The 15,116-nt window shown below is 69.5% G+C and carries 10 protein-coding genes; 6 read left to right on the top strand and 4 right to left on the bottom strand.

Annotated elements, in window-relative coordinates; all coding sequences use genetic code 11:
* Positions 1-165: 165 nt before the first annotated feature.
* Both MXA07_RS05555 and MXA07_RS05550 read right to left on the bottom strand, forming a co-directional pair.
* Entirely contained in the window at positions 166-1,638 is a 1,473-nt protein-coding gene (locus tag MXA07_RS05555) for a flippase (protein WP_247731055.1), read from the bottom strand.
* Between the two features lie 544 nt (positions 1,639-2,182).
* On the bottom strand, positions 2,183-4,069 hold the full coding sequence (locus MXA07_RS05550; protein WP_247731054.1) for a methyltransferase domain-containing protein: 1,887 nt from the start codon (positions 4,067-4,069) through the stop codon (positions 2,183-2,185).
* A 577-nt stretch (positions 4,070-4,646) separates the two neighbouring features.
* On the opposite strand from MXA07_RS05550, the gene MXA07_RS05545 reads away from it, so the two are divergent.
* From MXA07_RS05545 to MXA07_RS05530, 4 genes are all read left to right on the top strand, one after another.
* Entirely contained in the window at positions 4,647-4,916 is a 270-nt protein-coding gene (locus tag MXA07_RS05545; protein ID WP_247731053.1) for a hypothetical protein, read from the top strand.
* Positions 4,913-6,901, top strand: coding sequence for a hypothetical protein (locus tag MXA07_RS05540; protein WP_247731052.1), 1,989 nt, complete (start codon positions 4,913-4,915; stop codon positions 6,899-6,901). The genes MXA07_RS05545 and MXA07_RS05540 overlap by 4 nt, the downstream gene beginning before the upstream one ends.
* A gap of 167 nt (positions 6,902-7,068) precedes the next feature.
* Positions 7,069-8,286 (top strand): hypothetical protein, encoded by a 1,218-nt coding sequence (locus tag MXA07_RS05535; RefSeq protein WP_247731051.1) that lies wholly within the window; start codon positions 7,069-7,071, stop codon positions 8,284-8,286.
* Between the two features lie 291 nt (positions 8,287-8,577).
* The gene (locus tag MXA07_RS05530; RefSeq protein ID WP_247731050.1) at positions 8,578-9,501 is read left to right on the top strand and encodes a hypothetical protein; all 924 of its coding nucleotides are present in this window, start codon (positions 8,578-8,580) and stop codon (positions 9,499-9,501) included.
* A 176-nt stretch (positions 9,502-9,677) separates the two neighbouring features.
* On the opposite strand, the gene MXA07_RS05525 is transcribed toward MXA07_RS05530, so the two are convergent.
* Together MXA07_RS05525 and MXA07_RS05520 are read right to left on the bottom strand one after the other, a co-directional pair.
* Positions 9,678-11,480, bottom strand: a complete 1,803-nt coding sequence (locus MXA07_RS05525; protein WP_247731049.1) for a hypothetical protein — start codon at positions 11,478-11,480, stop codon at positions 9,678-9,680.
* A gap of 178 nt (positions 11,481-11,658) precedes the next feature.
* Complete coding sequence (locus tag MXA07_RS05520) at positions 11,659-12,843, bottom strand: CARDB domain-containing protein (protein ID WP_247731048.1); 1,185 nt, start codon at positions 12,841-12,843, stop codon at positions 11,659-11,661.
* Positions 12,844-12,934: 91 nt separating this feature from the next.
* On the opposite strand from MXA07_RS05520, the gene MXA07_RS05515 reads away from it, so the two are divergent.
* Entirely contained in the window at positions 12,935-14,074 is a 1,140-nt protein-coding gene (locus MXA07_RS05515; RefSeq protein WP_247731047.1) for a GNAT family N-acetyltransferase, read from the top strand.
* A gap of 63 nt (positions 14,075-14,137) precedes the next feature.
* Positions 14,138-15,052 (top strand): glycosyltransferase family 4 protein, encoded by a 915-nt coding sequence (locus MXA07_RS05510; RefSeq protein ID WP_247731046.1) that lies wholly within the window; start codon positions 14,138-14,140, stop codon positions 15,050-15,052.
* Positions 15,053-15,116: the final 64 nt, after the last annotated feature.

The following is a 15,116-nucleotide window of genomic DNA, read 5'->3' as shown; positions in this document are numbered from 1 at the left end:
CAGTGAGCGTAGGGACGATCCCTGCGATCGCGGGCGGCGCCGGTTCGGCGTCACGGCCGCCTACCGAATCGGTACCGAGCGGCTTCCCCGGCGAAACGGGCCGGAAGCGCCAGCGTAACGGGGTCGCGCCACCCGAGTGGCGGCGGTGACCGCTCGGCGACGCGGTCAGGCGACGGCGTCGACGATGCGCTCGACGTCGAGGAGGCCGCTCGCCGTCGCGAGCACCGCCCAGACGGCCACCCCGACCCCGACGACCCCCGCGAGCGTGAGGAGGTCGGTGATGTACGGCGAGAGGAAGACGACGAAGCCGCCCATCACCAGCGAGATCGCGCTCGCGCCGGCCGCGACCCGTGAGAGGCGACGCCAGCCGACCGCGAGTTCGCGGTGCATGATGACCACGTTGGACAGCGAGTAGGCGCCGTAGGTGACGACCGTCGCGAGCGCGGCGCCGGCGACGCCCATCGTCGGGATGAGCAGGACGTTCAGCCCGAAGTTAGCCGCCGAGGTGATCCCCTTCACGACCGCGCGCTGGCGGGCCCGGCCGAGGTAGTCGAGCGCCTGGGTCGTGACGCTGTTGATCGCCTTGAACAGGACGAACAGGCTGAGCAGCTGGAGCACCGGGATCGCTGGCGCGTACGCGTCGCCGAAGACGAGCAGGATCGCGGGTTCGGCGACGACCGCCAGCCCGACGACCGCGGGGACGTAACAGAGCAGGACGTACTCGACCGACAGCTCGTACAGGCCCGCCGCGCGGTCGGTGGCGTCGTTGGCCTTCTCCTCGCCGTAGACCGGCGAGAGGGCGAAGCCGACGGAGCCGGCCGGCGCCTCGACGAACTCGGAGATCTGCTTGCCGAGGGTGTAGAAGCCGACGGCGGCGGGGTTCAGGAAGAACCCGACGAGGATGATGTCGACGCGCCGGTCGATGACGTTCGCGCTCCGCGAGGCCGTCAGCGGCACGCTGTACTCGAGGATTCGTCGGCGCAGTCCGGCTTCCGGCCGCTCGGCTCGGTCGTGCCCGCGATAGAAGCGAAGGTAGAGTAGTACGAGGCCGACCGCCGCCGACAGGACCGACGCGACGACGTAGCCGAGCAGCGCGCCGGCGACGCCCCAGCCGAGCGCGACGAACCCGACGACGAGGGCGATCCGGCCGACGTTGTCGACGATCGAGACGACGGCGCTGTAGTCGACGCGGGAAAAGCCCTGGAACAGCGTGACGTGATAGACCTTGATCGACTGGAACGCGAGGAACGCCGCGCCGAGGACGAGCAAGCCCGCGAGCGCGGGTTCGTCGAGAACGTCGGCGAAGAGGGACCGACCCAGTAGCAACGCCGCGCAGACGATCGCGACGAGGGCGACGCGGTAGCGCAGCGACGAGGCGACGATGTGGGGCACCTGCGAGGCGTCCGTCTCCTTGTACTCGGAGACGTACCGGGCCGCCGAGCGGGCGATGCCCAGGTCGGCGAAGAGCCGGGCGATGCCGACGATCGAGACGACCAGAAACAGGCGGCCGTACTCGTCGGGAGCGAGGAGGGTACCGGCCAGCAGGACGACGAGCAGTCCGTTCGTCGTGATGTGTACGACTCGGGAGACGAACGACACCGTGATGCCCCGAAGGACGTCGGCCGAGAGAGCCGTCATTCGTGGGGTGTTGGTGTGGAGGCCGTCGTATTGCGACCGTCCGCCGGAACCATCGTTCCGAGACGACCATCGTTCGGGCCGTCACTGGGGAGCGTGGCCGATGGCGACGGGCCGCCACGGCTCGGTTGACCGGGATCGCGCCGTCGGTGCTGGCCGCTTCGGGGACAGTGGTGGCGACGAATCATCTACTGTCGGAGAGAGGAGTCGCCGATCGCTTTGTTAGGGAGGCAGTGAACGGCGGCGGAACGCTGTGGCCGGCCCGCCGCGGTCTCCGTACCGGGAGCGATCGGACACCGTCGAACCGTCGGTAGCCGGGGGAACAACCGCGTCACGTTCCGCTCGCATCCGACGCGTCGTAGCCCGCGCGTACCGAGGAACTCGCGGCAGCCGGCGGTCCTGAACGGAACTCCGTGGCGGACCGATCTCGCCCGACGGCGATGGTATCGTGACCGTACTGATGCCGTGTGGTGGCAGACGCCGGCGCACTGACGCCGTCTTCCCCGCCAGCGGGGCTCGCGGCTTCGACGGCGCCCGCCGGCGAACGTCACCGACGACCGCCGGCGATCGTCAGTTCGTCCATCGCGTCGAAGAGGATCCGCACGCGGCGCACCTGCTCCTCGGAGCGGGTGGTGACCGCGCTGACCGACTCGTGCTCGTAATCGATCGCGAGCTGGTGTAAGTACGCCGTCGGCAGGTAGACCTCGAAGGTCCGGGACGGCAAGCCGACCGCGTCGCAGTACGTTCGAACGAGGTCGCGTGCGCGCCGGGCGTACTCGTTGTCCCCGCACAGGATCGTCCGGACGCGCTCCTCGAAATCGCGCTCGATCCAGGCGGCCGTGTTCAAGAGCAGGTAGCCGGCGTCGACGACCGGCGACGCGGCCCGGGCGCCGTACTCCCAGTCGATGACGGAGGTAACCGCGCCGTCCTCGTAGTAGATGTTCCCGGCCATGAAATCGCCGTGGACGGGCGTCAGGCGCGTCTCGAGTGTCTCGTCGATCGCCGGCGGTTCGACGTCCGCCGGCTCCAGGCGCAGGTCCTCCCGGACGGCCGCCGGCGATCGGCGGATCGGATCGCCGGCGGTCGACCGGTGGAAGTCGGCCAGCCACTCGAGGCCGATCCGGAGCACGCGCTCGAACGAGTCCGCGTTCCGGTCGACAGCCGACTCGAGCGGCCGTCCGGCGACCGGATCGACCCGCCTCGCGGACCCGAACGCGGTGTCGAGGGTCGTCCCGGCCGGGATCGACGCGGCGATCGGCGCCGGCGTCGCGCGCAACGTCGACGTGATGCGGTGTTCACGCTCCGTGAACGGCGCGTGGTCGGCGCTGTTGGGTATCTTGTAGATCTCGTCGACGCCGTCGGACCCGAAGTCGAGGACCACCGAGCGCGTCCGCCCCGCGACGACGAGCGGGTTCGAGAACGCGTACGCCGGCGGTTTCGGCTCGTTCGAGCACGCGAGGAGGTAGGACGGATAACATCGCTTCAGGAGGCCGGTCCGCGAGAGGAGGCCCATCGCGGTCTCGACGCACCGACCGGCGACGCCGGCGTCACGAGCGTACGACTCGAAGATGGCGGGGATCGCGTCCCGACACGTGACGTCGAACGCGTACAGCGGACGGGAGACGCTCGGTACCAGCGCGTAGGCGGTCACGTCGTCGAAGCCCAGCGACCGCAGCAGCGATCGGTAGCCGCCGGCGGTTCCGGGCCGCAGGTCGCCGCCGGCAGCCGATCGGTCGCCCTCGAGGCCGAGCAGGTCGGTGAGGCCGGCGGTACGCGTCCACCCGTCGGCGACGACGAGCAACGAGCCGTCCGCGGCGAGGTACTCCGTCAGTCGGTCGAGCGTCGAACGGACGTCCGCGCCGCCGGAGAGGTCGGCGACGATCGTGTCGAACGATCCCGTCCGGAAGGGCAGTCGGTCGACGGTCGTGTGCACCGGGAGGACGCGGTCCGCGCCGTCGAAATCGTCCCGCGCGGCGGCGACCCGCAGGTTCGCCAGCGAGGGATCGACCGCGTACACCGACTCGGCCCGGTCGGCCAGCACCATCGATCGGCGGCCGAAGCCCGCGTGCAGATCGAGGCACCGGCCGCCGACGTGCTCGGCGACGAGGGGCTGCCACAGTTCGCGGCGCACGTCGAAGACGTCGGCGAGAAACGCCGCCCGACGCTCGTCGTCCGCGTCGACCTCGCGGGCCGCTCGTCGAACCGACCCGTCCGCGACCGACCGCGCGAACGCCTCGACGTCGCGCTCGCCGAGCCACCGGGGTGGATCGTCGGCGTCCGGTCGGAAGGAGACGACGCCGTCGTGCTCGAGGGTGCCGGTCTCGCAGTCTCGACACCGCAGGTCGCCCGGCCCGAGCCGCGTCGAGCAGTCGGGACAGACCAGGGTGCCGGCGAGGTCCGGACGGTCGGTGGTGTGGTGGAGCTGTTGGCTCATGGTGCGGGTCGAAATCGGGCGACGGGGCATCGGGCGGGCCGACCGACGGACCGTCGACCAGCGAAGCCGGCGGCCCGTCGATCCGCGCAACTGCTGAAGCGTCGGCGGGCTACGTCGACCCCTCGATCGCCACGGCCGCTGGCGCATCGGTCGGCGCGGTCGACACGACGTCGACCCCTCGCTCCGCGTCCGTTCCCGCAGCGCGAACGCCGCTCCGTCGGTCCCATACCGTTGTAGACCGATCAAAACCCGTGACGTTGGTTAATTACCGACTACGAAGCGGCCCTGACGGTCGTCGTTCGGTTTGCATACCGTCGCCGTCCACGCTCGGAGCGTGCGTGGGTCCGCGCGAGCGGCCCTCTCGGTGATCGACCGGCGGTACGCCCTCGTTTCTCAGCGCGCGGCGGCCCCGCCTCGCCGACACACGACGGTTCAGCACCCGATACAGTCGGGTCGAACCGACCGTAGTTCCCTCCGATACGTCTCGTCGTTTCGTCTACGCGAGCTCGATCACGTAAATACGTAACTCATGTGAACGTGAACGTTCAGGGAGGGGACCGCACACCTATCGGGTGCAATGACTGAGAAGACGGAGAGACGGTCACGAAATCCGTTACTCGACCGACGATCCTACATGAAGGCGGCCAGCGGCGTGGCGGGCCTCGCCGCGTTCAGCTCCGCCGCGTCGGCGTCCGAATCCACTGCGGACGACACCACCGCTGACGGCGCCGACGCGACCGGCCTTCCCCAGGTCGAGGCGTTCGACGAACCGTTCGACGACCTCACCGCGTTCAGCGGCGACGTGAGCGCGTTCGAGATCGTCACCGCGGGGGGTGAGGACGCGTGAGCCGCCAGTACGACGGCGCGGTCGACTACGATCGATCCGACGACCCGGCGGACGTCTACGATATCGTCTCGCGCAGTCGGTATCACTCGCTCTCGTCGAGCGAGCCGACGCAGGAGGGCGCGTCGGCGTACCGCATCGACATCCCTCGCGGGACCGTCAACGTCGGGAACGCGTGGGCGTCCGTGGCGAACGATCGGTACGGGCTGGAGCCCAACGAGCACGGCCGCGTCGACGAACTCTGGCAGGAGTTCTGGCTCTACATCCCGGAGGACTTCGTCCTCGACGGCACGGACCACCGGTTCTGGGTGAGCGCGATCAGCTACTCCTCGGGAAGCGGTCACTCCGGCGGCGGCCAGCCCGACGGGACCAACGGCTGGTCCGTTCGCCTGCAGCTCGCGAATCGGGGCGAGCCGGGGTTCAACCTCGTCGAGTACACGTACAACATGGATGAGAGGATCTACGACATCCACGACGCCCCGATCGACCACGGCTGGAACCACTTCGAGACGCACGTCAAGTGTAACACCTACGAAAACGGGCAGGCGAACGCCGACGGCCTGAGCGAGTGCTGGGTCGACGGCGAACTCGTCTACTCGAACGACGGCATCCGCTTCACGACGGACCCCGCAAACGAGATCGAGTACGGCGGCGTCGCCGGCTACTACGGCGGTGGCGGGGCGCCCCAGGACGTCTCCCTCGTCTACGACGCCCACAAACTCGACGCGGATCCCAACGAGGAGACTGCGACGAGCCAGCCGTCGGTGCCGTTCGACTCGGCGCTCGCCGCGTCGGCCGAGTCCGCGGCCGACCGGATCCTCGTCCACGACTCCCACGAGATGGCGGCGGGCAACCGGTACGAGGCGACGGTCGCGTTCGACTCGACCGAGGAGGCCGACATGGGACTGCTGTTCGGCGCCCAGTCGGCGGGCGGCTTCGACTCGTACACGGGTTACCTCGCGCTCTGCGACCTGGACGACGGCGAGATCCGCCTCGACCGGTGGACCGACGGGAGCCTGGCCACCTCGGAGGCGGCGAGCGCGTCGATCCCGGCGGGCGAGCAGCTGACGCTGGGGATCGACTGGCGATCGACGGACGCCTCGGAGACGCGCTTCAGCATCCGTGACGATGGCGGAACGGAGCTCGCCGTCGTCAGCACGTCCGACACGACCCACGATCGTGGCCGGATGGGGATCTATCGATACCACGCCGACCGAAAGTGGTACCTCGACGAGTTCGGCCAGGTCGGCGTCGACGACGGGTCGGACGACGGATCCGAGGAGGAATCGGGTGGCGGCTCGGACGACGGCGAATCGCCGGGGGTCGACCACCTCGTGGCGTTCGTGACCGAGCCCGGCTCCAGCCTCTGCGCGCACGAGTTCCTGGCAGAGGGTGCCGTCGCGTTCGCCGAGGCGCCGTACGACAGTCCGTCGGGTCGCGCCATCGAAGGCGGGACCTACACCGCCGAGGACTTCGTCGAGGAACGAGACGGCGTCTGGCACGCCGGCGGCGTCACCGGCAACGGCTACGGCGACGCCTACCGCGTCGAGGGCCCGATCACCGACGTCACCGTCGAACAGCCGGACGGGATGTGGATCGAACTCGACGGTCAGCGCGTCACCGGAGCCGAACTGATCGAACGCACCGGCGGCGCCGACGACGAGGGCAGGTCCGACGACGGGAACGAGTCGGACGACGGCTCCGAGGACGCGGAGCCGACGTCTCACACGCTCGAAGTGGCCGGCCAGTTCGCCTACCGCGTCGAGGTCTCCGGCGAGATCCAGCCCGCGGAGGCCCACGCGAAGTGGCTCACCGAGGGCGAGGCGTACGGGGACGACTGGGCGGAGTGGTGGCTCTCGGGCTCCGACGAGGCCTACACCGTCTGGGAGTTCACCGGCGAGATCACCACTCTCGACGTCTCCGACCACGACGGCGTCACGGAGATCCGCACGCTCGCGGTCGACGGCGAACCGATCGAGGAGGTCTGAGTCGGTATCGGCCCATCGTTCGACGGAGTCGGGGAGCCGCCCAAGCGGCTCCCTGCCGGATTAGCACCGATCGGACGAGTGGAGGCGAGCGGCCCTGCCGACGGGTAATATACCATTAACACCTGAAGGTCAACCGGTTAGCGTTGTCCGCCGGTCCGGATAGACGAATGAGCGATACTGACTCGACGACGAGACGGTCACGCGGACGCGACACGACACGACGATCGTATCTCCTCGGCGCCGGCTCGATCCTCGGCTCGCTCGGGATCCTCGCCGGTGCCAGTGGACGCGGCGCCGCCGCTTCGAAGTACGAGACGATCGCGGTCGGTGCCGGCGAGACGTTCACCGAGCGGATCGGATCGGGCGAGACGTGGGAGAACGTCCTCCTCGACATCTCGGCCGACGGCGCGACCTACGATATCCAGGCCGACGGCGCGGACTGGACGATCCGAAACATCGGCGTAACGGGACATTACGAGGGCGGGCACACCGAACCCTTCCGCGCTCGCGTCACCGATCCGAACGGAACGGGAACCATCGAGAACGTCTGTCTCGACGTGACCGTCGGCGATCCGAAGGCGACCGGCCTCTACGTCTACTGGAATCACGCCGGCCACATCGACATCGACCGGTTCAACGTCCAGAACTGGACCGACAACGGCGTCTACGCGTCCGGTCCCGGCAACCCCGGCGAGCACCCGATTCCCGGCGCCGGCGGATCGGTCGCGATCCGCAACGCCTACGCGAAGAACAACGACCGCGCGAACTTCCGACTGGGCACGCGCGGCTCGCGCCTCGAGAACTGCTGTGCGACCGGCGGCTCCCACCGCGGCCACTGGCAGTTCTACGAGCACGCCGAGATCGTCGACTGCGACATCCAGAGCGACGGTTCGGACCTCGCCCTGGGCGACGCCGTCTGGGCGAAGTCCAACCGCGCCTCGCTGACGATGCGAAACTCGCGGTGGGGGAGCGAGGCCGGCCACGGCGGAGCGAGTACCGCGAACATCGACGGAACCTCGCAGGGTGCGCCCCGGGATCGGATCCCCGAGGGCTGTCCGACCAGCGCCGAGCAAGCGGCGAGCGGCGCCGGATCCGGCGGAGCGGACGAGGACAGCGAGCCACGCCGACTCGAGGTGGCGGGGCAGTTCGCCTACCGCGTCGAGGTCTCCGGCGAGATCCAGCCCGCGGAAGCCCACGCGGAGTGGCTCGCCGAGGGCGACGCCTACGGCGAGGACTGGGCGGAGTGGTGGCTCTCCGGGTCGGACGAGGCGTACACCGTCTGGACGTTCACGGGCGAGATAACCAGTCTCGACGTGCGCGACCACGACGGCGCGACGGAGGTTCGTACGCTCGCCGTCGACGGCGAACCGATCGAGGAGGTCTAGTCGGCCCCGTACGGCGCCGTCGACGGCGAGTCGGTCGCGGCGTACCGAACCGCGCTTCGGACGGGCGAGCGGGCGACCGACGGCTGCCCGCCCGAGGGTCAACTGCCGGGTAACCCGCCGCTTCGCCGGGGCCAGCCGTCGATTACCGCCCGCATCCGCGGTTCGCACGCGATACTGCCCGCGGATTCGGTCGCGGGATCGCGTAGCACCGGCTGGCGCTATCCGGGGCGTAATATACGGTTAACAGTTGAACAGCAGGGGATTACCCTGGCAGGGTCTCCGCAACTGTTGATGAGTGAGCCACAGACGGCTGCACACGCTTCGGACGAGACGACCACCAGTCGACGCGGCTACCTCTTCGGCGTCGGCGCGGCGCTGAGCTCGGTCGGCCTGCTGAACGCCGCGGGCGGGGCGGCCGCCGCCGACGGCGACGTCGAGACGATTACGGTCGGTGCGGGCGAAACGTTCACCAAGAACGTCGGGTCGGGCGAGACGTGGGAGAACGTGCTCCTCGACATCTCGGCCGACGGCGCGACCTACGAGATCCAGGCCGACGGCGCGGACTGGACGATCCGGAACATCGGGGTCACGGGCCACTTCGAGGGCGGACACACGGAGCCGTTCCGCGCTCGCGTCACCGACCCCGAGGGGACTGGAACCATCGAGAACGTCTCCCTCGACGTGACCGTCGGCGATCCGAAGGCGACCGGCATCTACGTCTACTGGGACCACGCGGGCCACCTGGATATCGACCGGCTCAACGTCCAGAATTGGACGGACAACGGCGTCTACGCATCCGGACCGGGCAATTCGGACGCCCACTCGATCCCCGGCGCCGGCGGGACCGTCGCGATCCGAAACTCCTACGCGAAGAACAACGGACGCGCGAACTTCCGCCTGGGCACCGACGGCTCAAAGCTCGAAAACTGCTGTGCGGCGGGCGGCCCGGACCGCGGCCTCTGGCAGTTCTACGAGGAAGGGGAGGTCGTCGACTCCGACCTCGGCGGGCACAGCTCCGACATCGCCCTGGGCGACGCCGTCTGGGAGAAGTCCAATCACGCGGCCGTCGCGTGTACCGACACGTGCTGGGAGACCGCGACCGCCCACGGCGGCGCGGATACGGCGAACATCGACGAGAGCGCCGGAGATGACCCCGTCGACCGCGTCCCCGAGGGGTGCCCGAAAAGCGCCGACGACGCGGTCGCGAACGACTGAGTACGCGCCGCTCCGGTTCCGCGATCGCCGACCGACCGGTGACGAATTCGTGCGCTCGCGGACGGCGGTGCGTCGAGCGACGGAGGCGGGACCGCCTCGGATCAGCGACCTCGGACGGCAGCCGACACCGCCGATGACGAGTCGGACCGGCGACGCTCGACTGTCGGGCCGTCTGTCTACGCTTCCGGCGCCCCGCCGGAGAGGTAATAGACGGTTACCTCGCCGCTCGACTGAATCCGATCGACGCCGGGCTGGGTCGGGATCGACTCGAGCTGGGCCGCCGTGTACCGTAGCTCACGGTAGACCTCGACCTCGCGCTCGTAATCCGCGTCCCTGACGACGAGGTACCGATCCGACTCCAGGTCGGCGAACCCGGACTCGATCTCCTCGCCGCTGACGCCCCGGTAGCCGGAGGTCCGATCGAGCGGCGCGTAGTAGGCGTCGGCGTACCGATTCGGGCCGCTTCTGATCCCGACGAAGCCGACGTCCTCGTCGGCGGCGTCGAACGCGTTCGCGTGGGCGGTCATCGACTGTTCGGTGACGTGGGCCGTCGGGCTGTAGATGTAGGGGGAGGCGAAGACGCCGGCCAACGACGCCGCGAGGAGGACCGCGAACGCGACGCTGACGGCGACGTGGGCGACGCCGCGAGCGGGGGCGACGGAGATCGACTCCATCGACGCGGCCAGCGCCAGCGCCCCCAGGACGGTGATGAAGAGCATCATGAACCCGAAGACGCGGAAGTACATCATTCCGGACGAGCCGAAGAAGTAGAGGAAGAAGAGGACGGACAGGCCCGCCAGCCCCGCGGTGAGGTAGGCGATGGTAGCCCGGGTCTGGTGGCGCCGGCGGAGGGCGACGCCGAGGAGGGTCCCCAGGATCAGGAGTCCGCTCAGGAGCCCGAATACGACGTTCGGACCGAGGAGTTTCAGGACCACGAGGGCGAGGCTCCCGCCGACCGCGCTCAGCGAGTCGGCCTGCGCGCCGACCGAGTCCCCGGCCGCGTCGTTCGCCCCGAGGAGGAACTCGATCGTGCTCTCGACGTGGAACTGGACCACCGACTGGATGAGTTCGTGATTCGCGCTCCAGACGAGGAAGGCGGCGACCAGGACGAGCGTCAACCCGTACAGCGGCGCGTGGGATGCGATCGTCGGGGGTCGTTCGTACCGACGGGCGACCCACTGGAGCGCGCAGGTCGTGCCCAGCACGACGAGTACGTGGGCCGCGTGCTGTGGATGATAGAGGACTAGCGCGACGAGTAACAGCGCGGCGAGGAGCCAGTACGTCCGGCCGGACGAGCCGACGGCCCCGCGGCGGGCGTAGGCGAAGAGGACGAAGACCACCGCCGTCGAGAACAGGATCGCCTGCGACATCGCGTGCGGCGAGAGGAACGTGCTGAGCGTCGTGATCGGCAACAGGCAAAACGCCGAGAACGCCCCGAAGACCGCGCTGTAGCGGCTCTCGAAGAAGAGCGACGTCGTCAGCGTGACGAAGCAGAAGAAGATCGCGCACAGGGCGACGATCACCAGCAACATCGCGTGGGCGAGGTCGATCCCGAGCGTCCGGCCGACGAAGATCGTCGAGGTGTGCAGCCCCGGATACCGCAGGTCCGCGGGATGGTACGCCCCCGCGGCGATCCCGCGCGCCCAGCCGAGGTGGGTGTGCCCGTCGCCGCCCGAGAGGAACCAGTAGCCGCGCAACACGGGCAGCGCCACGACCGCGAGCGTCGCACCGCCGCCGAGGACCAGCGCGAACCGCCGTGTCACGCGCGACCGGGTTACCAGCGCGACGACGAGCGAGAGCCCGAGCGCCGCCGCGAGCAGGGCCCACACCGCGACCGGCGTCGCCGCGTAGAGCGAGCGTTCGTAGCCGGTCGCTGGCGAGCCGTGCGCGCCGGCGAGCGCGCCGGTCAACGCGAGAAAGCCGACGGCGAGCAGCGCTCGCTCGCCGGTACTCGCCGTCGGCGTGGGAGGTCCAGACATTCGTCGTCCGACGAATACCGCCGCGCCGTCGTTGTAATGGCGCCGGTGGAGCAGCGTAATCAGTGATTACCGGGCGTGATCGGCGTCCACGGCGATGGCCCGGCGGCCGTCCGCTCGGCCCGTCCGACGCCGTTCGGACCGCAGTTCGTCCGATCGATCCGCTCGTCGACCGCTCGATTCAGCGCCGCAGACGGATCACGACCAGCGCGAGCGCACCGACGGCGGTCGCCGCGCCGACGACACCGAGCCAGCGGGCGTCGAACGGTTCGTCGGTCGCCGGTTCGGCCGCCTCGAACTCGGTCGCCACCTCGCCCGCGGCGACGCCGGTCACGCCCGCCGTCTCTGCGGTGACCGTCGTCTCGACGGTCGCCGTCTCGCCCGCCTCGAGCGTCAGCGTCCGCTCGTCGACGGTCGTCCCGTTCACGACGAACGGGACGGTCACGGTCTCCGACCGCTCGCCGTCGTTACGCACGGTCGCCTCGATCGTCACGTCGTCGCCGACCGTCACCGGCGACGTGAGAGTGACGTCGGTCACGGCCGAACAGCCCGCCGACCGCACGACGATCGATTCGCCCGGGTCGAGCGACGTTCGGTCCGGGTCGCGTTCCTCGCCCGAGAGGACCTGCCAGTCCGTTATCTGCCCGTCGTACCCGTCATCGGTGTACCGGAAATCCGCCGCCTCGTTGAACGCGGGCGCGATCGTCACCGCGAACTCGTCGCCGAGCCCGGAAAACGCCGCGCCGTCGGTCCGACCCTCGGACCAGACCCACGTGATGCGACTCGCGTCGCCGTCGTGGGCGAATTCGTCGTCCCGGCCGTCGTAGTCGTCGTCCTCGACGGCCCACTCGCCGTCGGCCGGCAGGTCTTCGAACCCCATGGTGATCGAGCCGCCGGCCGTCTCGCCGTCGAGGCGATCGTGGATCAGGACGAGGCTCAGCCCGTCGGCTCCCTCGTACAGGAAGAGGGAGCTGGTGTCGTCGGCCTGGAGATGGGTGGTACCGTAGGAGCTGTACGCGTAGGCCGACGGCTCGGTCTCGGGCGTGCGATAGTCGTAGAACGCCTCCACCGTCTCGGAGCCGTCGCCGAGCGCTTCGATCGGAGCGCAGCGGTCCCCCTGGACGACGGCGTAGCCTCGCGATTCGACCGCGGCGCTCGATGCCCGTTCGTCGCGGTCGTCCTGGGCGCCGGCGCCGAGACCGACCGGCGGGCCGGCGATCAGCGCGAGGAGGAGAATCGTCGTCGCGAGGAGCGCGAGCGCCGTGCGTCGACGATACGGGGCGATCGACGAGGTGCGATGGATCTGCCGCCGGGCTCGGCGGGGAACGGGTCCGAACATGTGACTGTTGGTCGGATCGATAGGCACGCGGGGAATAGTTATCCCGCCCGTTCGAGGGGGTAGCGAGCCGGTACTTTTCGTGGTAACGGTGGTGGGACGGGACAGTAGACGCCCACGAATGATCGATGTGACGCGACTCTCCGACGACGACCAGTGGAACACGTACGTCGACAGATCGGACCAGACGACGGCCTTTCACCGGCACGAGTTCCTCGAGGCCATCGCCGACGCGACGGAGACGCGGCTCTCGCTGCTCGTCGGGAAGAACGGCGAGCACCCGATCGGCATCTTGCCAGTCTTCGAGGCGACGAAGGGGCCGCTCAGGCTGGTGGTCTCCCCGCCGCCCCACGCCGGCATTCCGCACCTGGGACCGGCGATGATGCTCGACCCGAACATCAAGTACCGGAAGGCCACCCTCCGGACGAAGGAGTTCCTCGAGGCCTGCACCGAGTGGATCGACGACGAGTGCGATCCCCACTACGTCCGGATCGTCACGAACCCGCGCTACGACGAGGTTCGGCCGTTCAGGTGGGACGGCTTCGAGGTCACGCCGCGATTCACCTACGAACTGGACATCGACCGGGCGGAGTCCGAACTGCTCAGTTCGTTCTCGCGGGACGCCCGGACCTCGATCCGGGACGACTACGATCCCGCCCTCGAGGTCGCGGACGGCGGCGAAGTCGTCCGCGCCGACGCAGTGGACGGGGAATCGGGGCGGGCGGGTGGGGCCGGTCGAGACGGGGCCGGCGAGCGATCGGGCCGGGCGAACGAAGCCGAACGGGACCCCGAGTACGCGATCGAGCGCGGCGGCGAGGCGGCGGTCGAACGGCTCGCCGCCCAGCTCGAGCGCCGATTCGCCGAACAGGGCGAGTCGTTCCCGCTCTCGGCGGCGTTCCTGACGCGGATCTACCGCGATCTCCCCGACGAGACGGTGACCGCCTACGAGCTGACCGTCGACGGCCGGCCCGTCTCCGGCCGGCTCTCGCTGACCTTCGACGACCGGCTCACGTTCTGGCAGGGCGTGCCGAAACCGGCCCGGTCCGTCGACCTGCCGATCAACGACCTGCTGAACTGGCACTCCATCCGCGAGGCGCGCGCCGCGGGCTGTTCGGTCGCCGAACTCTCGGGCGCCAACGTCGAGCGCCTCTGGGACTACAAGGCGAAGTTCAACCCGTCGCTCGCGACGTACTACACCGTCGAGCGAACCGCGACCGGCGTGGGGCCGCTGCTGTCGCTGTACAAGCGGTGGCGGGCGTGAGGGCCCTCCCGGCGATCGCGTCGCGAACGGCGGCCCGACGGCGGACACGATAGTCACACCCCCATGCGCGTCCTCCAGCTCACGACGAACGCGGACGCGACGTACGTGACGAACCAGATCGAGGCGCTCGCCTCACTGGGCGTCGAGAGCGACGTCCTCGAGGTGCCCCGATCGGGATCGGACGGGCGATCCGCCGCGGACTACGTCCGGTTCTGTCCGACCGTTCGCGCCCGTGACTTCTCGGCCTACGACCTGGTGCACGCGAACTTCGGGCTGACGATCCCGGCGGCCCTGTCCCAGCGTCGCGTCCCGGTCGTGACGAGCCTGGTCGGCACCGACCTGATGGGGCGGTACGGCCCGCTGACGAAGGGGTTCGTCCGGTTCTGTGACGACGTCATCGTCGTCAATCCGTCCATGGCCGACCGGCTCTCGCGGGACGTACACGTCATCCCGCACGGGATCGACCTCGAACAGTTTCGCCCGATCGAGACCGACCACGCGCGGGCGGTCGTCGACTGGCCGAGCGAGGGCTACCACGTGCTCTTCCCGTACCACCCGAGTCGATCGGTGAAGAACTACCCGCTGGCCGAACGCGTCGTCGCGACGACCGACGACCGCGTGGCGGGCGACGTCGAGTTACACACCATCTCGGGCGTCGACTACGACCTGATCCCCTACTACATGAACGCCGCCGACGCGCTCGTGCTGACTTCTCACCGCGAGGGATCGCCGAGCACCGTCAAGGAAGCCCTCGCCTGTAACACGCCGGTCGTCGCGACGCCCGTCGGCGACGTCCCCGAGCGTCTCGCCGGCGTCGAGCCCGGCGGCGTCGCCGACTCCGTCGACGCGCTCGCCGCGACGCTCCGCGAGACCCTGGCCGCGACCGAGCCGCCGAACGGCCGCGACGCCGTCCGATCGCTCGGCCTCGAGCGGATGGGCGAGCGCATCCTGTCCGTCTACCGGCGCGTCGTCGAGTGAGCCGAGACGACAGTCGGCAGTAGTGATCGCGAGTTCCGTCCCAGCGAGCCGTTCCGATTCGAGA

The organism is Halovivax limisalsi (assembly GCF_023093535.1).
In the GTDB taxonomy this organism is placed as follows: domain Archaea; phylum Halobacteriota; class Halobacteria; order Halobacteriales; family Natrialbaceae; genus Halovivax; species Halovivax limisalsi.
Note: the sequence above shows the minus strand (reverse complement) of the source record. Positions and strands in the feature narration are given on the sequence as shown.

Coding starts and splice junctions, on each gene's coding strand:
- MXA07_RS05550 (WP_247731054.1), bottom strand. CDS start 4,069: ATGAGCCAACAGCTCCACCACACCACCGACCGTCCGGACCTCGCCGGC.
- MXA07_RS05525 (WP_247731049.1), bottom strand. CDS start 11,480: ATGTCTGGACCTCCCACGCCGACGGCGAGTACCGGCGAGCGAGCGCTG.
- MXA07_RS05515 (WP_247731047.1), top strand. CDS start 12,935: ATGATCGATGTGACGCGACTCTCCGACGACGACCAGTGGAACACGTAC.
- MXA07_RS05555 (WP_247731055.1), bottom strand. CDS start 1,638: ATGACGGCTCTCTCGGCCGACGTCCTTCGGGGCATCACGGTGTCGTTC.
- MXA07_RS05545 (WP_247731053.1), top strand. CDS start 4,647: ATGACTGAGAAGACGGAGAGACGGTCACGAAATCCGTTACTCGACCGA.
- MXA07_RS05535 (WP_247731051.1), top strand. CDS start 7,069: ATGAGCGATACTGACTCGACGACGAGACGGTCACGCGGACGCGACACG.
- MXA07_RS05510 (WP_247731046.1), top strand. CDS start 14,138: ATGCGCGTCCTCCAGCTCACGACGAACGCGGACGCGACGTACGTGACG.
- MXA07_RS05530 (WP_247731050.1), top strand. CDS start 8,578: ATGAGTGAGCCACAGACGGCTGCACACGCTTCGGACGAGACGACCACC.